Origin of the sequence: Cellvibrio sp. pealriver, assembly GCF_001183545.1 — a bacterium.
In the GTDB taxonomy this organism is placed as follows: Bacteria; Pseudomonadota; Gammaproteobacteria; order Pseudomonadales; family Cellvibrionaceae; genus Cellvibrio.
This window is the reverse complement of the sequence record NZ_KQ236688.1, coordinates 2,876,996-2,895,894: the sequence shown is the minus strand read 5'-3', so window position 1 is coordinate 2,895,894 and position 18,899 is coordinate 2,876,996. Positions and strand designations below refer to the sequence as shown.

Sequence of the window (18,899 nt, the reverse complement as noted above, 5' to 3'; positions counted from 1 at the left end):
CCCCGTGAACCTTTACTATAGCTTTGCACTGAACTTTGAACCTATCTGTGTAGGATAGGTGGGAGGCTTTGAAGTCGAGACGCTAGTTTCGATGGAGCCGTCCTTGAAATACCACCCTGGTATGTTTGAGGTTCTAACGTCGGCCCCTTATCGGGGTTACGGACAGTGTATGGTGGGTAGTTTGACTGGGGCGGTCTCCTCCCAAAGAGTAACGGAGGAGCACGAAGGTGTGCTAATCATGGTCGGAAATCATGAGGTTAGTGTAAAGGCAAAAGCACGCTTGACTGCGAGACAGACATGTCGAGCAGGTACGAAAGTAGGTCTTAGTGATCCGGTGGTTCTGTATGGAAGGGCCATCGCTCAACGGATAAAAGGTACTCCGGGGATAACAGGCTGATACCGCCCAAGAGTTCACATCGACGGCGGTGTTTGGCACCTCGATGTCGGCTCATCACATCCTGGGGCTGAAGCCGGTCCCAAGGGTATGGCTGTTCGCCATTTAAAGTGGTACGCGAGCTGGGTTTAGAACGTCGTGAGACAGTTCGGTCCCTATCTGCCGTGGGCGTTGGAGATTTGAGAAGAGTTGTTCCTAGTACGAGAGGACCGGAATGAACGCACCTCTGGTGTTCGGGTTGTCATGCCAATGGCACTGCCCGGTAGCTATGTGCGGACGGGATAACCGCTGAAAGCATCTAAGCGGGAAGCCTCCTTCAAGATGAGATCTCCCTGGGGCTTTAAGCCCCCTAAAGAGCCGTTGAAGACTACGACGTTGATAGGTTGGGTGTGGAAGCGCTGCGAGGCGTTGAGCTAACCAATACTAATTGCTCGTGCGGCTTGACCATATAACAGAATCGACTGTTAACGGTTAAACGATTCAGAAAGTCCGGACTTGTGCGATACGCAAGCATCCAAATGCTGTAAAATACAGCCAGCAAACTTTACGTTCCGCCACCCTATTTGAGTCAATCAAGGCCGACATAATAGATGTCATAAGACCTTCGAACTCATACAAAATTGCTTGACGACCATAGCAAGTTGGAACCACCTGATCCCATTCCGAACTCAGAAGTGAAACGACTTAGCGCCGATGGTAGTGTGGGGCTTCCCCATGTGAGAGTAGGACATCGTCAAGCTTCTAATACAAAATCCCTGTCAGACCTCTGACAGGGATTTTTCTTTTTTGTCTTTCACGATTCGGTAATGGATTTTATTACTCCTCTCTGCTTAGATGCGCAATTGGATGACAACAGAGAGTTTTGCGTGTTAACTATCGACTTAAGAGCTATCCAGCAAAATTGGTTAAAACTGAACTCGTTGACTCGGTCGTGCGTGGGGGGCGTTATCAAAGCCAATGCGTATGGTCTGGGTGCGAAAGAGGTGGCGAATTGCTTGTTTGCTGCCGGTTGTAAAGAGTTTTTTTTAGCTACGCTTGATGAGGCTGTAGAAGCGAGATCCTGCTTACCATCTGAAGTAAATATCTATCTTTTAGGTGGGCTTCGAAATGTAAATGTTTCGGAGCTTCATGAGAGAAATATTACTCCAGTGCTTTGCTCGGGGTTTGATATTGAGCGCTGGAGTGCTTCTAATAGTGCGTATGGGTGCACTAAATCAGCTGCATTGAAAATAAATACCGGAATGACGCGTTTTGGGTTGGATAAAAAAGAGTTTCATCAACTTTGTGAATCTTCCGAAAAAATAAAAGCAATTAACCCTACCCTTCTGATAAGTCATCTGTCTTGTGCGGATGACCCTTCGCATTTGCTCAATAAGCAACAGTGCGAACGGTTTGATAAATCCTTGTCTTTGATTAAAAAAGTACGCCCACTTATCCGTGCCAGCTTGGCAAACTCCTCCGGAATTTTCTTGGGTGAATCGTGGCATTTTGATTTGCTTCGGCCTGGTGCTGCGCTTTATGGAGTCAACCCAACGGCAACTAACAAAAACCCCATGTATTCGGTTGTGCAATTGGCGCTACCTGTATTGCAAGTAAGAACCCTTGAGATAGATGAGAGTATAGGGTATGCCGCAACAGCACATTTGCCTTCTGGAGCTCGTATTGCTGTCGTATCAGGAGGCTACGCCGATGGTGTGCACAGGACTCTTGGGGCATCTCGGGACGGGGTGCTACTTGGCCATGTTGTGAAAGTAATAGGTAGAATTTCCATGGACTCGATGATATTTGATATTTCACATCTGCCTCACTCAGATGATGAAATTATGCGCTCATCCGTAGAGATAATTGGCGCTAGCAGACCTCTTGATGTGCTCATAAATAATAATCAATCTCTGGGCTATGAGGTGCTTACTAGCTTGGGTGCTCGCTACAAGCGTAAATACTTACCGGGAGATGTATGAATCTCGGTTTGTTTGAATCCAATGCGCTTTCAGAAGTGTTGAAGTTATTGTCTGATGGACAAGTCCATTCCGGCGAAGAACTTGGAATGCTACTTGGCATTAGTCGAGCTGCTGTCTGGAAAACATTAAAGAAGCTTGAGTTGATTGGTCTTGATGTTGTATCCATAAAAGGGAAGGGATATTGCATTAAGGGTGGACTTGATTTGTTGGATGAATCAAAGATACAGGCTCAGTTTCATGATCTTCTTAATATCAACGTTTTTGCACAGATAGATTCAACTAATTCTTATTTGTTGCGGCAAAATAAACCAGAAAGAAAAGTGTGCTTGGCTGAAAGCCAAACCGCAGGTCGAGGTCGAAGGGGGCGCGCCTGGGTTAGTCCGTTTGCGCAAAATCTTTACCTTTCAATTGGTTGGGGGTTTGAAGGTGGCATTGCAGTATTGGAAGGGCTGAGCTTAACGATCGGATTAGCTGTGGTGCGATGTTTGCGGCGCTATGGAGTATGTGGTCTCCAGCTTAAGTGGCCAAATGATATTTTATATAAAGATAAAAAGCTTGGCGGTGTTTTGATAGAAGTGAATGGAGATCCCGCTGGTTATTGTGTAGTGGTTATTGGTATTGGTCTCAATGTATCGATGGGTGATGGTTATGCTTCCCGCATTGAGCAGCCATGGAGTAGCCTTAATAAAATCTTTGCTGAACAAAATCTCCCGTTACCAAGGCGTAACCAACTGGCTTCTTGTTTATTGTCTGAGCTGAATTTAATTCTTTCTCGATACCATACGGATGGTTTTTCGACCTTTAAGAATGAGTGGGTGTCGGTCGCAAGTTATCTGAATCAATTTGTATATATCCATAAGGGAAATCATGTCCAGCAGGGTGTTTTTTGTGGCGTGGATGACTCTGGAGCTCTCGTGCTTGATGTGGATGGTGATAGAGTAATATTTCATGGAGGAGAAGTTTCATTAAGGAGGGAGCATGTTTCTTGATATTGATATGGGCAATACCCGTACAAAATGGAGGCTCAGGAACGATTCCGTAATAGTGGATCGAGGTATTGTAAATACAGGTTTCGGATTTAAAGCTTTGGAGGGCTGTCTGGGGCCATACAAATCACAAGTAAAAGTAGTGTGGGTGGTTAGTGTTGTCGGCGGGAAGCTGGATGCCGAATTGACAGAATGGATCAATGGTTTCTTTTCTGTTTTGCCGCAATTTGCTCAAAGCTGCGAGCAGGTTGGTGTGGTAAAAAATGGCTATGAAGTGCCTGCGGGTTTAGGTGTTGATCGATGGTTAGGGCTGCTTGCGGGCTATCATTTGGTTGGCGGGGCATGCGTGATTGTTTCTTGCGGTACTGCTATGACAGTGGATTTACTGTCTGGCGACGGTAGTCATCAGGGGGGGTATATAGCACCGGGTCTTGCCTCCATCTTTGGTTCTATAAATTCAAGCTTGCGCCTAATTCAAATCGATAAAGAGCGGTTCTCGATGGGTTTGTTGCCAGGGAAAGGAACTGATAGTGCCGTTTTTGCAGGTGTTTCCTCAATGGTGACTGGCGTTGTCGAAAATGGAATCAGGCAGCTCTCTGGTCTTGGTGAAAACAATATCCAATTGGTCTTGACGGGGGGGGATGCTGATAGCTTGGCGCTATTTTATCCTCAGGCACTCCTAATTCCCGACCTGATATTGGATGGGTTGGTTTATGTAATGGGGCGAATGTCCCCGATGGAGTAATACATGAGGGCGATTTTTATTTTTTTGCTTGCCGCAAATTTTATCTTTTGGGGATACCACTATTGGGATTTGGGTGGCACAGAGGGCGGCATAAAGAAAGTTTCAGAACCAAAACAAAGTACCTCAATTGGTGCGGAGAAGTTGTTACTTTTGGCTGAGCGAGTCAATGAAGAAAAGTCTCACGGCGCTCGTCCATTAAAAAAGCAAACTACTGGTGCCGAGGAAAAAGCCGATGCTGATTTGTGTACTATGATCGGACCTTACAATCAGTTATTACAGGCGGAGTATGCGCTGGAGCATTTGGTGTCGCTGGGAATTGCTGCGCATATCACGCCTGTTGAAATAAAAGAGGGTGAGCTTTACTGGGTTTATCTCCCTCCTGAAATGTCGGAACGAGAAGCATTGCGGCGGCTTTATGAGCTGCAAAGCAAAGGAATTGAGAGTCATATTATTGCAAAAGGCGAGCTTACTAACGGAATATCATTTGGTCGCTTTGCTGATTATGTACAAGCGGAGGCTCGCGCTGCGGAGATAAAGAATCTTGGATATGGTGTTGATATAAAAATGCTTCCAAAGATGATTCAGGAGATATGGTTGGTTATTGAGCCAGGGTTTGATGAAAAAGTGGGCGAATCCGTATGGGCAACACTTCTATCGAAAGAGTATTCATTAGAAAAGAGACAAAATTTTTGTTTGGGTGTTGATTCGGGGCAAATGTTTCACTAAAATTCTGCCTCCACAAACGGGCGTGATAAAAAAGCTGGCGTAGCTCAGTAGGTAGAGCAGCTGACTTGTAATCAGCCGGTCGGGGGTTCGATTCCTCTCGCCAGCTCCATTTTTAATCGCGTAGTTGTTGTAACTCTGTGAATTTGTTAAAAAAATAGATTGACAGTCGATAGTGTGAGTCGGAAAATGCCGGCGATTTCGGCAGGGGTTCCCGAGCGGCCAAAGGGATCAGACTGTAAATCTGACGCGTAAGCTTCGGTGGTTCGAATCCACCCCCCTGCACCAAATTCTCGAGATTGTTTGAAGGGTTGGTTATACCAATATCTGACTTAAGCGGGTATGGTTCAATGGTAGAACCTCAGCCTTCCAAGCTGATGGCGCGGGTTCGATTCCCGCTACCCGCTCCATATTAATTAAAAGTTTTGGCTCATATAGCTCAGTTGGTAGAGCACACCCTTGGTAAGGGTGAGGTCAGCAGTTCAAATCTGCTTATGAGCTCCATAAATATGCTGCGAAGGGTTGCCTTCGCAGTTTTTTTATCTGTAAGAAAAGTCATCTACGTCTGAGGAGGCGCTCGCAATGGCGAAGGAAAAGTTTGAACGTAACAAGCCCCACGTCAACGTGGGCACCATTGGTCACGTTGACCACGGTAAAACCACTCTGACTGCAGCCTTGACCAAGGTGTGTGCAGAAAGCTGGGGCGGTGAAGCGGTTGCCTTTGATGGCATCGATAAGGCACCGGAAGAAAAGGCGCGTGGTATTACTATTAATACCTCTCACGTTGAATATGATTCACCCATTCGCCACTATGCGCACGTAGACTGTCCAGGTCACGCCGATTATGTGAAAAACATGATTACCGGTGCTGCTCAGATGGATGGCGCGATTCTGGTGTGTGGTGCGACCGATGGTCCAATGCCGCAAACCCGTGAGCACATCCTGCTGTCTCGTCAGGTTGGTGTACCTTACATCGTAGTATTCCTGAACAAAGCTGACCTGCTGGCGGAAGACTGCGGCGGCGTAGGTACCGATGAATACAACGAAATGCTGGAGTTGGTGGAGATGGAGTTGCGTGAGCTTCTGTCTACCTATGACTTCCCAGGTGATGATACTCCAATCATTGCTGGCTCTGCGTTGATGGCTCTTAACGGTCAAGACGATAACGAACTGGGCACTTCTGCTGTTCGTAAATTGGTTGAGTCTCTGGATGCATACATCCCAGAGCCTGTGCGTGCAATTGATCAGCCATTCCTGATGCCGGTAGAAGATGTGTTCTCTATCTCTGGTCGCGGTACTGTGGTAACTGGTCGTGTAGAGCGCGGTATTGTTAAGGTTGGTGAGGAAATCGCCATCGTTGGTCTGAAAGACACCGTTAAAACTACCTGTACTGGTGTTGAGATGTTCCGCAAGTTGCTCGACGAAGGTCGTGCTGGTGAGAACGTTGGTGTTCTGTTGCGCGGTACCAAGCGTGATGAAGTTGAGCGTGGCCAAGTATTGTGTAAGCCAAACTCTGTAACGCCGCACACCAAGTTTGAATCTGAAGTGTATGTTCTGTCCAAAGAAGAAGGTGGTCGTCATACTCCGTTCTTCAAAGGTTATCGTCCACAGTTCTACTTCCGTACTACTGATGTAACGGGTGCGGTAGAGTTGCCGGAAGGCGTTGAAATGGTTATGCCGGGCGACAACATTAAGATGGTTGTTACCCTGATTCACCCAATCGCGATGGAAGACGGTCTGCGTTTTGCTATCCGTGAAGGTGGTCGTACTGTTGGTGCTGGTGTTGTTGCCAAAATCATTCAGTAATTAATGTGGTGCGGTCGCATTGAGTGACCGCACTTATGCTTCATATGTTAGGCCAGTAGTTCAATTGGTAGAGCACCGGTCTCCAAAACCGGGTGTTGGGGGTTCGAGTCCCTCCTGGCCTGCCAAATTTCATGAAGGTTTTCGCGATAATGACTGCAAATACTGAAGAAAAAGTTTATCGACTGGATGCTCTGAAGTGGCTTCTGGTGGTTGCTATAGTTGCTGCTGGCGTTGTTGGAAATTCTCATTTTTCTGCTGAGTCAGTGCTTTATCGTGCCTTGGCATTGTTGGTGCTTGCTTTCATTGCAATTCTAGTTGCATTGCAGACTGCAAAAGGTGTTGCAATAGCTGATGTTGTGCGTGGAGCTCTTGTTGAGTTACGTAAAGTTGTATGGCCTACGCGCCAGGAAACTAATCAAACAACTTTGATTGTGATAGCTGTGGTTATCGTAATGGCGATCATTCTGTGGCTGCTGGACACTCTTTTCGGTTTTATTGCCTCTAACATCATAGGGTAGATAAGTATGGCTAAGCGTTGGTACGTAGTGCATGCCTATTCCGGTTATGAAAAAAAAGTGGCAGCCTCTTTGCGTGATCGTGTGGCTCTGTATGGTATGGATGACTCTTTTGGTGAAATTTTGGTGCCAACAGAGGAAGTCATTGAAATGCGTGGTGGTCAAAAACGTAAAAGCGAAAGGAAGTTTTTTCCGGGCTATGTATTAGTTCAAATGGAATTAAATGACGATACATGGCATTTGGTAAAAGACACGCCGAGAGTAATGGGTTTTATTGGTGGGAAAGCTGATCAGCCTGCTCCAATCACAGAGAAAGAGGCTGATGCAATTTTACGTCGCGTGGATGATTCAATAGAAAAGCCAAAGCCAAAAACTATATTTGAGCCAGGCGAGATGGTGCGTGTTATTGATGGCCCTTTTAACGACTTCAATGGAGTTGTTGAAGAGGTTAACTACGATAAGAATAAATTACGTGTTGCTGTGTTGATTTTTGGTCGTTCAACTCCAGTTGAACTGGAATTTAGTCAGGTCGAAAAAACCTAGGTGCTAAATAAGTTTTAAATGCCCTTCTTTGCTGTGCAAAGAGGGGTTTTCGTGTCCTTGGTCTAGCCAAGGCGGGGAGCCGGAGACGTCAGATTTTGCCAAAGGTCTGGCTGAGGCGCTAACACCCATAGGGGAGTAATGTCATGGCAAAAAAAGTAACCGCTTACGTTAAGCTGCAAGTTGCAGCTGGCAAAGCAAACCCAAGTCCACCCGTTGGTCCAGCTCTTGGTCAACATGGTGTTAACATTATGGAATTCTGTAAAGCTTTCAATGCCCAAACACAGGGCATGGAAGTAGGCTCGCCTGTTCCTGTAATCATCAGTGTATACAGCGACCGTAGCTTTACTTTTGTGATGAAGACTCCGCCGGCTTCTTTCTTGTTGAAGAAAGCCGCTGGTATTACCAGCGGTAGTGGACGTCCGAACACTAACAAAGTAGGCAAGGTAAATCGCGCTCAGCTGGAGGCGATCGCTACCACTAAAATGGCAGATTTGACTGCTGCTGATATGGATGCCGCCGTACGCACTATCGCGGGCTCTGCGCGTTCAATGGGTCTGGAAGTGGAGGGCGTATAAGATGGCAAAAATTACCAAGCGTCAACGTGCTATCAATGAGAAAGTAGATTCCACAAAGCAATATTCAATTGATGATGCCGTTGCATTGTTGAAAGAGCTTTCTAATGTGAAATTTGCTGAAACTGTAGATGTTGCTATCAGTTTGGGCATTGATCCTCGTAAATCTGATCAATCCGTTCGCGGTGCTACTACCCTTCCTCATGGTAACGGTAAGTCAGTTCGCGTGGCGGTGTTTACTCAGGGTGCTAATGCTGAAGCTGCGAAAGCAGCTGGTGCTGAGTTTGTTGGTATGGATGAGCTTGCAGCCGAAATCAAGGCCGGCAAAATGGATTTTGATGTTGTAATCGCGAGCCCAGATGCAATGCGTGTCGTAGGCCAACTGGGGCAGGTGCTTGGTCCTCGCGGATTAATGCCAAACCCGAAAACCGGCACTGTGACCCCTGATGTAGTTACTGCTGTTAAAAATGCTAAAGCTGGCCAGGTGCGTTATCGCGCAGAAAAAGGCGGTATTGTTCATGGCGGCTTGGGTAAGATTTCTTTTGATGCCGTGGCGATCAAAGAAAACTTGGAAGCATTAGTGAATGATTTGAAAAAAGCCAAACCTGCAACGTCTAAAGGCATATATCTGAAAAAGATTTGCTTGAGCACTACAATGGGGCCAGGTTTGGTAATCGATCAAGCATCTCTTGCAATTTAAATTGCGGATGCAAAAAACTTTGGGGTCCGCTTGCTGTAATACATGGCGGGCCGTCAAAGACCGTAGGTGTTAAGAGAAGTCTTTCTTGAAACTTAATGCTGCGCGCCTACGCAGATGGTGAGACCCTTTTCAGTATTTTTAAAATTCTGAATGACATCACCAAATGATGGCTTCATTGGTATCAAATTATTTAATTAGATAACGATGAAGATGAAGACAACGATAGATTATGTCTATCTCAACAGGAGAAATCCCGTGGCACTAGGACTTGAAGGTAAAAAGGCGATTGTCGCTGAAGTCCATGAAGTTGCTAAGAGTGCGTTGTCTGCAGTGGTTGCCGATTCTCGCGGCGTAACTGTAGGAAAAATGACCGCTCTGCGTAAGCAGGCCCGTGAAGCTGGCGTTTGGGTAAAAATCGTCCGCAACACTTTGGCTCGCCGCGCTGTACAGGGCACAGCTTACGAATGTCTTGCTGACAGTTTCGTAGGTCCAACCTTGCTTGCTTTCTCGAATGAACATCCAGGTGCAGGTGCACGCATTCTGCAGGATTTCGCTCGTGAAAACGATAAGTTTGAACTGAAAGCTGCCGCCTTTGAAGGTGAGAAAGTGAACATCGCTATGCTGGCTACTTTGCCAACTTACGACGAAGCTGTAGCTCGCCTGCTGCGTACAATGAAAGAAGCAGCTGCTGGCAAACTGGTTCGCACTATTGCGGCCGTTCGCGATCAAAAAGAACAAGCTGCTTAATCATTTCGATAGCCGCTTAATTAACGATTTTTTGAGCATAAATGCTCTCCCAAAATAGGAATTGAGTCATGTCTCTGACTAAAGAAGATATCATCAATGCCATCGCAGAAATGTCTGTTAAAGATGTAGTAGAGCTGGTTTCTGCAATGGAAGAAAAATTTGGTGTTAGCGCTGCTGCCGCCGTTGCTGTTGCTGCAGGTCCTGCTGCTGCTGCCGCAGAAGAGCAAACAGAATTCACAGTAATGTTGTCATCTGCTGGTGATAAGAAAGTGAACGTAATTAAAGCTGTTCGCGAGTTGACCGGTCTGGGCTTGAAAGAAGCTAAAGACTTGGTTGAAGGTGCACCAAAAGCTGTTAAAGAAGGTGTATCTAAAGCTGATGCTGACGCTGCAAAAGCAAAACTGGAAGAAGCTGGCGCTATCGTAGAATTGAAATAATTTTATTCTTGGTGCTCCAGAGTCCATTATCAGTTTGGACGCAAGGCTGGTGGGTATTTGCCCGCCAGCCTTTTTCTGTTTTCAGAATGATTAACTGATAGCTTCAGGAATTGCCAACAAACAAATATTTGTTGGGCGCTGCAGGATGTAATTATCGTAATGAAGTATTACGACTAAGCGAACACATTGTTGAGTTAGTGGTTTTACACAAAGAAACGCCTAGGCGTTTTCATGGCTGCGATCAAGCCCGATCCGCGAACAAGCTGGGGAATACAGATGGCTTACTCATATACTGAGAAAAAACGTATCCGCAAGGATTTTGGCAAACTGCCTCACGTAATGGATGTACCTTACCTCTTGGCGATTCAGTTAGATTCCTACAGAAAGTTTACTCAAGCAGAGACTGCTCCCAATAAACGCGATGATATGGGATTGCATGCTGCTTTTCGTTCCGTTTTTCCAATCGTCAGCTATTCAGGTAACGCTGCTCTCGAATATGTGAGCTACAACCTCGGGAAAGCTGCATTTGATGTAAACGAATGTATTTTGCGCGGTGTAACCTACGCTGTGCCTTTGCGCGTTAAAGTGCGCTTGATTATTTATGATCGCGAGTCATCTAATAAAGCGATTAAAGATATTAAGGAACAGGAAGTTTACATGGGTGAAATTCCACTCATGACAGATAACGGTACTTTTGTAATCAATGGTACTGAGCGTGTAATCGTTTCCCAGTTGCATCGTTCACCTGGTGTGTTCTTCGATCATGACAAGGGTAAAACCCACTCGTCAGGTAAGCTGCTTTATTCTGCACGTATTATTCCTTACCGTGGCTCATGGTTGGATTTTGAATTCGATCCAAAAGATTTGTTGTACGTGCGTATTGATCGCCGTCGTAAACTGCCAGCAACGATTTTATTGCGTGCGTTGGGCTTTAGCTCACAAGAAATGTTGAGCATGTTCTTTGAGACCAGTACTTTTATCGTAGGTAAAGATGGTCAATTTAGTTATGAAGTGGTTCCGTCGCGCTTGCGTGGTGATGTTGCTACTTTTGATATTAAGGATGATAAAGGCAACATTATTGTTGAAGAAGGTCGTCGTATTACTGCGCGCCACATTCGCCAACTGGAAAAAGCTAACGTCAACCAAATGGATGTTCCTTCTGAATATCTGTTGGGGCGTTCTTTAGCAAAAGATATTATCGATACGCGTACAGGCGAATTGCTATTTGAATGTAATACAGAAATTACTGCTGACGTACTGAACAAAATTGCTGCTGCTGGCGTTGAAAAAGTAGAGACCCTGTATACCAACGAATTGGACTGTGGTCCGTTCATTTCTGAGACGTTGCGTGTTGATCCAACCCGCACTGCATTGGAAGCGTTGGTAGAAATTTATCGCATGATGCGTCCTGGCGAACCGCCAACCAAAGAATCAGCAGAAGCGTTGTTCCAGAATTTATTCTTCTCGCAAGAGCGTTACGACTTATCAGCTGTAGGTCGTATGAAGTTCAACCGTCGCCTTGGTCGCGAAGCCGAAACTGGCGAAGGTACTTTGTCTAACGACGATATCGTTGATGTGATGAAGACTCTGATTTCTATCCGTAACGGTAAAGGCGTTGTGGATGATATCGATCACTTGGGTAACCGTCGTGTTCGCTCTGTTGGTGAAATGGCAGAAAACCAATTCCGCGTTGGTTTGGTGCGCGTTGAGCGTGCGGTGAAAGAGCGTTTGTCCATGGCAGAAAGCGAAGGTCTGATGCCGCAGGATCTGATTAACGCAAAGCCTGTTGCTGCGGCAGTGAAAGAATTCTTCGGTTCTTCTCAGTTGTCCCAGTTCATGGATCAAAACAACCCGCTTTCTGAAATTACGCACAAGCGTCGTGTTTCTGCACTTGGCCCAGGTGGCTTGACTCGTGAGCGCGCAGGCTTCGAAGTGCGTGACGTACACCCGACTCACTATGGTCGTGTATGTCCAATTGAAACGCCTGAGGGGCCAAACATTGGTTTGATCAACTCTCTGGCAACCTATGCGCGTACTAACAACTACGGTTTCCTTGAGAGCCCGTATCGCAAAGTAATTAACGGCAAGGTAACCAGCGAAATCGATTTCCTGTCAGCAATTAATGAATCTGAATACGTTATTGCACAGGCATCTGCAACGCTGGATGACAATGGCAACCTAACTGAAGAGTTAGTTTCTGTTCGTCACTTAAATGAATTTGCCCTTAAGCCTGCAGCTGAAGTTCAGTATATGGACGTATCGGCTCGTCAGGTTGTATCAGTTGCAGCTTCGCTGATTCCATTCCTTGAGCACGACGATGCGAACCGTGCATTGATGGGATCAAACATGCAGCGTCAAGCTGTTCCAACCCTGCGCTCGCAAAAGCCACTGGTTGGTACTGGTATGGAGCGCAATGTTGCTGCTGACTCAGGCGTATGTGTGGTTGCCAAGCGCGGCGGTGTAATCGACAGCGTTGATGCTGGTCGTATCGTAGTAAAAGTTCACGATGCAGAAGTGCAAGCTGGCGATGCCGGTGTAGATATTTACAACCTTATCAAATACACCCGCTCCAACCAAAACACCTGTATTAACCAACGTCCAATCGTAAGCATGGGTGATGTGGTTTCTCGCGGCGACATTTTGGCCGACGGTCCATCTGTTGATATGGGTGAATTGGCACTTGGCCAAAACATGCGTATCGCATTCATGCCGTGGAATGGTTACAACTTCGAAGACTCGATTCTCGTTTCTGAGCGCGTTGTACAGGAGGATCGCTTCACTACCATTCACATCCAGGAATTAACCTGTATCGCGCGTGACACCAAGTTGGGCAGCGAAGAAATCACTGCGGATATTCCAAACGTAGGTGAAAGCGCCCTGAGCAAACTGGATGAGTCCGGTATTGTTTACATCGGTGCTGAAGTTGTTGGTGGCGATATTTTGGTTGGTAAGGTAACGCCAAAAGGTGAAACCCAGCTGACTCCAGAAGAAAAGCTATTGCGTGCGATCTTCGGTGAAAAAGCCTCTGATGTTAAAGACACTTCATTGCGTGTACCTTCAAGCACCAAAGGGACCGTTATTGATGTTCAGGTTTTCACTCGTGATGGTCTGGAAAAAGATCAACGCAGTCTGGAAATTGAAAAAGCGCAGTTGGATGAAGTCCGCAAAGATCTCAACGAAGAATATCGTATTGTTGAGGCCGCTACTTTCGAGCGTTTGCGTGCTGCTTTGGTTGGCCAAGTTGTAGCATCCGGTAAAAACGTGAAGAAAGGCGAAGCCATGACTCACGAAATTTTGGATGGCCTGGAAAAAGACCAATGGTTCAAGCTGCGCATGAACGAAGAGGTGCTCAATGAGCAAATCGATCGCGCGGAAGAACAGCTGGCAGAGCGTCGCAAGATTCTTGACGAAAGATTCGAAGACAAGAAGCGCAAGCTGTCTACTGGTGATGACCTGGCTCCCGGCGTTCTCAAAATTGTTAAGGTTTATCTTGCAATCAAGCGCCGTATCCAACCTGGCGACAAGATGGCTGGTCGTCACGGAAACAAGGGTGTTATCTCGGTAATTATGCCGATCGAAGACATGCCTTACGACGAAAACGGCGAAACTGTTGATATCGTTCTTAACCCGCTCGGCGTACCTTCACGTATGAACGTGGGACAGGTGTTGGAAATGCACTTGGGTATGGCTGCTAAAGGTTTGGGTGTGAAGATCAACAAAATGCTGCAGGAGCAAAAAGCTGTTGCGGACATTCGTGCTCTGTTGGAAGAAATTTACAACAAAACCGGTGATGTTGCTGCTAAAGAAGATCTGTCTTCTTTCTCTGATAAAGAAATTCTGGATCTGGCGAAAAATCTGGTTGACGGTGTGCCTATGGCAACGCCGGTGTTTGATGGCGCGAAAGAGCATGAAATCAAGGCGCTGTTACGTTTGGCCGGGCTGTCTGATTCAGGTCAGACCATTCTCTATGATGGTCGTACGGGCGATCAATTTACACGCCCGGTAACAGTTGGGTATATGTACATGCTGAAGTTGAACCACTTGGTTGACGACAAAATGCATGCTCGTTCAACCGGTTCATATAGTCTGGTTACCCAGCAGCCTCTTGGCGGTAAAGCACAATTTGGTGGTCAGCGTTTCGGTGAGATGGAAGTGTGGGCACTGGAAGCATACGGTGCAGCTTACACCTTGCAAGAAATGCTTACAGTTAAGTCGGATGACGTTGCGGGTCGTACCAAGATGTATAAAAACATCGTTGATGGCGACCATCGTATGGAGCCGGGCATGCCCGAATCCTTTAACGTACTTGTTAAGGAAATCCGCTCTCTGGGTATCAATATTGAGCTTGAGCAAGACGAGTAATGCTCAGCAAATGCCAGCTCCACGGAGCTGGCATTGACCCGGAACCACCCAAGAATTTGCCTTGAAGTTTAATGAAAGCTCCCCCGGAGCCAACAGGAGAAAGCGCCTTGAAAGACTTACTGAATTTGCTCAAGTCCCAGGGACAAGTCGATGAGTTCGACTCTATTCGTATTAGCTTGGCATCACCTGAAATGATTCGTTCATGGTCATTTGGCGAAGTAAAAAAGCCAGAGACTATTAACTACCGTACCTTCAAGCCAGAGCGTGAAGGTCTGTTCTGTGCCAAGATATTTGGCCCAGTAAAAGATTATGAATGCTTGTGCGGCAAGTACAAGCGCATGAAGCACCGCGGCATTATCTGTGAGAAGTGTGGCGTTGAAGTGACTCTGGCTAAAGTGCGTCGTGAGCGCATGGGTCACATTGAGCTGGCAAGCCCGGTTGCGCATATTTGGTTCCTGAAATCACTGCCGTCCCGTATCGGTTTGTTGCTGGATATGACGCTGCGTGATATCGAGCGTGTGCTGTATTTTGAAAGCTATGTAGTGACCGAACCTGGCATGACTACACTGGAGCGCGGTCAGTTGCTCTCTGATGAGCAATACTTCGAAGCAATGGAAGAGTTCGGTGACGAATTCGAAGCGCAAATGGGTGCTGAAGCAATTCAAACTTTAATGCGTGCTATCGATTTGGAATCGGAAATTCAACGCCTGCGCGAAGAAATTCCAAATACCACCAGTGAAACCAAAATCAAGAAATACTCCAAGCGTCTGAAACTACTGGAAGCGTTCTTTTTCTCTGGCAACAAGCCTGAGTGGATGGTGATGGAAGTGCTGCCGGTGTTGCCGCCAGATTTGCGTCCATTGGTTCCATTGGATGGCGGTCGTTTCGCGACTTCCGACCTGAATGACTTGTATCGTCGCGTTATTAACCGTAACAACCGCTTGAAGCGTTTGTTGGATCTGAATGCGCCAGACATTATCGTGCGCAACGAAAAGCGTATGCTGCAAGAAGCGGTAGATGCCTTGTTGGATAACGGTCGTCGCGGTCGTGCGATCACCGGTTCAAACAAGCGTCCGCTGAAGTCTTTGGCTGACATGATCAAAGGTAAGCAAGGTCGTTTCCGTCAGAACCTGCTCGGTAAGCGCGTGGATTACTCCGGTCGTTCGGTGATCGTGGTAGGTCCAACCCTGCGTTTGCACCAGTGCGGTCTGCCGAAGAAAATGGCTCTGGAATTGTTCAAGCCATTTATTTTCAGCAAGCTCGAATTGCGTGGTCTAGCAACAACGATTAAAGCCGCCAAGAAAATGGTTGAGCGCGAAGAAGCTGTCGTGTGGGATATCCTCGACGAAGTAATCCGCGAGCATCCGGTGCTTCTGAACCGTGCACCAACACTTCACCGTCTTGGTATCCAGGCGTTTGAGCCAGTATTGATTGAAGGTAAAGCAATCCAACTGCACCCGCTCGTCTGTTCTGCATATAACGCAGACTTCGACGGCGATCAGATGGCAGTTCACGTTCCGCTGACGATTGAGGCTCAGTTGGAAGCCCGTGCATTGATGATGTCTACCAATAACATCCTTTCGCCAGCGTCAGGTGAGCCAATTATCGTTCCGTCGCAAGACGTGGTATTGGGCTTGTACTGGATGACCCGTGACCGTGTAAACGCCAAAGGCGAAAACATGGTATTTGCTGATCCGGCAGAGGTGTCGCGCGCTTATTACTCCAAACAAGTTGACCTGCAAGCGCGCATCAAAGTGCGTTTGAGTGAAACTTTGATTGGCGAAGAAGGTGAGAAAACCACTACCGTGAAGCTGGTCAGCACTACTGTTGGTCGTGTATTGCTGTGGGAAATTTGCCCACCTGGCATGCCGCTGGAAATGATCAACCGCCCAATGGTCAAGAAGGCGATTTCTGCCGCAATCAACTACTGCTACCGCGTAGTTGGTTTGAAAGCGACAGTTATTTTTGCTGACCGTTTGATGTATATGGGGTATGACTTCTCTACCAAGTCGGGCTCATCTATTGGTGTTAACGACTTCACTATCCCTGCTGCAAAGGCGGAAATCATTGCGCGTGCAGATGCGGAAGTAAAAGAAATCGAAACTCAATATGCATCTGGCCTTGTGACTCAAGGCGAGAAATACAACAAGGTTATCGATATTTGGTCGCGTGCTAACGATTTGGTTGCCAAATCGATGATGGAAGGTATTTCCAAAGAAGCCGTTATCAATCGCGATGGCGTTGAAGAATTGCAGCCATCATTCAACTCCGTATTTATGTATGCCGACTCGGGTGCGCGTGGTTCGCCCGCTCAGATCCGTCAGTTAGCCGGTATGCGTGGTTTGATGGCGCGTCCGGATGGCTCGATCATCGAGACCCCAATTAAAGCGAATTTCCGTGAAGGTCTGAACGTTCTTCAGTACTTCATCTCGACCCACGGTGCGCGTAAAGGTTTGGCGGATACCGCTTTGAAGACTGCGAACTCCGGTTACTTGACCCGTCGTTTGGTTGACGTTGCGCAAGATCTGGTAGTGACTGCTATCGACTGTGGTACCGATGAAGGCTTAACGATGTCACCGGTAATCGAAGGCGGTGACGTAATCGAATCTCTGGGGGATCGTATCCTCGGTCGTATTATTGCGCGCGACGTTATCCGTCCTGGCACTGATGAAATCCTGGTTCCTGCTGGCACCATGATCGATGAAGCTTGGGTTGAACGTGTTGAAGCAATGGGTATCGACGAAGTATTGGTTCGCTCGCCTATTACCTGTGAAGCCCGCAGCGGTATCTGCTCCATGTGTTACGGCCGTGACCTGGCTCGTGGTCATCGCGTTAACGTGGGCGAAGCGGTTGGTGTGATCGCTGCCCAGTCAATCGGTGAACCTGGTACCCAGTTGACCATGCGTACCTTCCACATCGGTGGTGCGGCATCGCGAGCGTCTGCAGCAGATAGCGTGCAAGTTAAACAAGAAGGTACTGTGCGTCTGTTGAACGTGAAGGTTGTTAGCAACCCGGCGGGCAATCTGGTTGCGGTATCCCGTTCAGGTGAATTGGCGATTGCTGATAGCAGTGGCCGTGAGCGTGAGCGTTACAAAATTCCTTACGGTGCATTGATCACTGTTAAAGATGGCGAAGCAGTAAAAGGCGGCCAAATCATTGCCAAATGGGACCCGCATACTCACCCTATCGTATCGGAAGTGGCAGGTACTGTTGCATTTTCGGGTATGGAAGACGGCCTCTCTATCCGTCGTCAAACCGACGAGCTGACTGGCTTGAGCTCTATCGAGATTCTCGATCCTGCCGAGCGCCCATCAGCAGGGAAAGATTTGCGTCCAGCGGTAACACTTGTAGATGCAAAAGGTAAGGAGCTGTTCTTGGCAAACACCAATGTGCCAGCGCACTACATGTTGCCAGCCAAAGCAATTTTGAGCATCAACAACGGCGACATCATTAACGTGGGCGACATTATTGCGCGTATCCCACAAGAAGGCTCCAAAACCCGTGACATCACCGGTGGTCTGCCGCGCGTTGCTGACTTGTTTGAAGCCCGTCGCCCGAAAGAGCCGTCAATCCTGGCGGAAATCAGCGGCACTGTGAGTTTCGGTAAAGAGACTAAAGGCAAGCGCCGTTTGATCATTACCCCAACTGATGGTCAGGTATTGGATGATGGTTCAACCCATTATGAAGTGCTGATTCCAAAACATCGCCAGCTAACGGTGTTCGAGGGTGAAATGGTTGCCAAAGGCGAGGTTGTGTCTGACGGTCCAAGCAATCCTCATGACATTTTGCGTTTGCAGGGTGTGGAGGCTTTGTCGCGTTACATCACCAACGAAATCCAGGATGTTTACCGCCTGCAAGGCGTAAAGATTAACGATAAGCATATTGAGACTATCGTTCGTCAAATGCTTCGCAAGGTGGAAATCACCACCATGGGCGACTCTACTTTCGTGAAAGGTGAGCAGGTTGAATACAACCAGTTGCTCGAAGAGAACGAAAAGTTGCGCGCAGAGGGTCGTCAGCCCGCCAACTATGAGCGTCAATTGCTGGGCATTACCAAAGCGTCTCTGGCAACTGAATCGTTTATTTCTGCGGCATCGTTCCAAGAGACTACCCGTGTACTGACCGAAGCAGCTGTAACCGGTAAGAAAGATGCGCTGCGTGGTTTGAAAGAAAACGTTGTTGTTGGTCGCTTGATTCCTGCTGGTACTGGTTTGGCATATCACTCAGACCGCAAGCGTCGCCGTGAAGAGGCAGCGAACCAGGATATTGGTGTAAGTGCTGAAGATGTTGAAGCGGCATTAACCGAAGCGTTGAAATCAAGCATTAACTAATTCTTGATGAAATGCTGAGGTGCGGGCGAGTTTCTCGCCCGCTGCAAATCCCGAGCAAGGCTGGTATCCCCAGCCTT

13 protein-coding genes, 5 tRNA genes and 2 rRNA genes (1 of these 20 cut by a window edge) are annotated in these 18,899 nt (G+C 47.4%); all 20 read left to right on the top strand.

What is annotated here, in order from left to right:
• Window positions 1-842: ribosomal RNA gene (locus VC28_RS12520) — 23S ribosomal RNA — on the top strand (it extends 2,046 nt beyond the left edge of the window).
• Window positions 843-1,017: 175 nt separating this feature from the next.
• A 5S ribosomal RNA gene (gene rrf, locus VC28_RS12515) occupies window positions 1,018-1,133 on the top strand.
• 67 nt (window positions 1,134-1,200) lie between these two features.
• Window positions 1,201-2,355, top strand: a complete 1,155-nt coding sequence (gene alr / locus VC28_RS12510) for an alanine racemase (RefSeq protein ID WP_049630936.1) — start codon at window positions 1,201-1,203, stop codon at window positions 2,353-2,355.
• A complete protein-coding gene (gene birA / locus VC28_RS12505; RefSeq protein WP_049630935.1) occupies window positions 2,352-3,344 on the top strand; it encodes a bifunctional biotin--[acetyl-CoA-carboxylase] ligase/biotin operon repressor BirA in 993 nt (330 codons plus the stop codon). The genes alr and birA overlap by 4 nt, the downstream gene beginning before the upstream one ends.
• The gene (locus VC28_RS12500; protein ID WP_049630934.1) at window positions 3,334-4,086 is read left to right on the top strand and encodes a type III pantothenate kinase; all 753 of its coding nucleotides are present in this window, start codon (window positions 3,334-3,336) and stop codon (window positions 4,084-4,086) included. The genes birA and VC28_RS12500 overlap by 11 nt, the downstream gene beginning before the upstream one ends.
• Before the next feature lie 3 nt (window positions 4,087-4,089).
• Window positions 4,090-4,812, top strand: a complete 723-nt coding sequence (locus VC28_RS12495; RefSeq protein WP_049630933.1) for an SPOR domain-containing protein — start codon at window positions 4,090-4,092, stop codon at window positions 4,810-4,812.
• A 33-nt stretch (window positions 4,813-4,845) separates the two neighbouring features.
• Window positions 4,846-4,921 (top strand) — tRNA-Thr (locus VC28_RS12490).
• A 92-nt stretch (window positions 4,922-5,013) separates the two neighbouring features.
• Window positions 5,014-5,097, top strand: a tRNA-Tyr gene (locus tag VC28_RS12485).
• 48 nt (window positions 5,098-5,145) lie between these two features.
• Window positions 5,146-5,219, top strand: a tRNA-Gly gene (locus VC28_RS12480).
• Window positions 5,220-5,237: 18 nt separating this feature from the next.
• Window positions 5,238-5,313 (top strand) — tRNA-Thr (locus VC28_RS12475).
• Between the two features lie 78 nt (window positions 5,314-5,391).
• Entirely contained in the window at window positions 5,392-6,615 is a 1,224-nt protein-coding gene (gene tuf / locus VC28_RS12470) for an elongation factor Tu (RefSeq protein ID WP_049630923.1), read from the top strand.
• A 49-nt stretch (window positions 6,616-6,664) separates the two neighbouring features.
• A tRNA-Trp gene (locus VC28_RS12465) sits at window positions 6,665-6,740 on the top strand.
• Between the two features lie 24 nt (window positions 6,741-6,764).
• The gene (secE, locus tag VC28_RS12460; protein ID WP_049630932.1) at window positions 6,765-7,133 is read left to right on the top strand and encodes a preprotein translocase subunit SecE; all 369 of its coding nucleotides are present in this window, start codon (window positions 6,765-6,767) and stop codon (window positions 7,131-7,133) included.
• A 6-nt stretch (window positions 7,134-7,139) separates the two neighbouring features.
• Window positions 7,140-7,673, top strand: a complete 534-nt coding sequence (gene nusG, locus VC28_RS12455) for a transcription termination/antitermination protein NusG (protein WP_049630931.1) — start codon at window positions 7,140-7,142, stop codon at window positions 7,671-7,673.
• A gap of 143 nt (window positions 7,674-7,816) precedes the next feature.
• Complete coding sequence (gene rplK / locus VC28_RS12450; RefSeq protein ID WP_049630930.1) at window positions 7,817-8,248, top strand: 50S ribosomal protein L11; 432 nt, start codon at window positions 7,817-7,819, stop codon at window positions 8,246-8,248.
• Between the two features lies 1 nt (window position 8,249).
• Entirely contained in the window at window positions 8,250-8,945 is a 696-nt protein-coding gene (gene rplA / locus VC28_RS12445; RefSeq protein ID WP_049630929.1) for a 50S ribosomal protein L1, read from the top strand.
• Window positions 8,946-9,200: 255 nt separating this feature from the next.
• Window positions 9,201-9,692 (top strand): 50S ribosomal protein L10, encoded by a 492-nt coding sequence (rplJ, locus tag VC28_RS12440; protein WP_049630928.1) that lies wholly within the window; start codon window positions 9,201-9,203, stop codon window positions 9,690-9,692.
• Window positions 9,693-9,760: 68 nt separating this feature from the next.
• Window positions 9,761-10,129 (top strand): 50S ribosomal protein L7/L12, encoded by a 369-nt coding sequence (gene rplL / locus VC28_RS12435; RefSeq protein WP_049630927.1) that lies wholly within the window; start codon window positions 9,761-9,763, stop codon window positions 10,127-10,129.
• Between the two features lie 276 nt (window positions 10,130-10,405).
• Window positions 10,406-14,491, top strand: coding sequence for a DNA-directed RNA polymerase subunit beta (gene rpoB / locus VC28_RS12430; RefSeq protein ID WP_049632377.1), 4,086 nt, complete (start codon window positions 10,406-10,408; stop codon window positions 14,489-14,491).
• Window positions 14,492-14,598: 107 nt separating this feature from the next.
• A complete protein-coding gene (rpoC, locus tag VC28_RS12425; protein WP_049630926.1) occupies window positions 14,599-18,822 on the top strand; it encodes a DNA-directed RNA polymerase subunit beta' in 4,224 nt (1,407 codons plus the stop codon).
• Window positions 18,823-18,899: the final 77 nt, after the last annotated feature.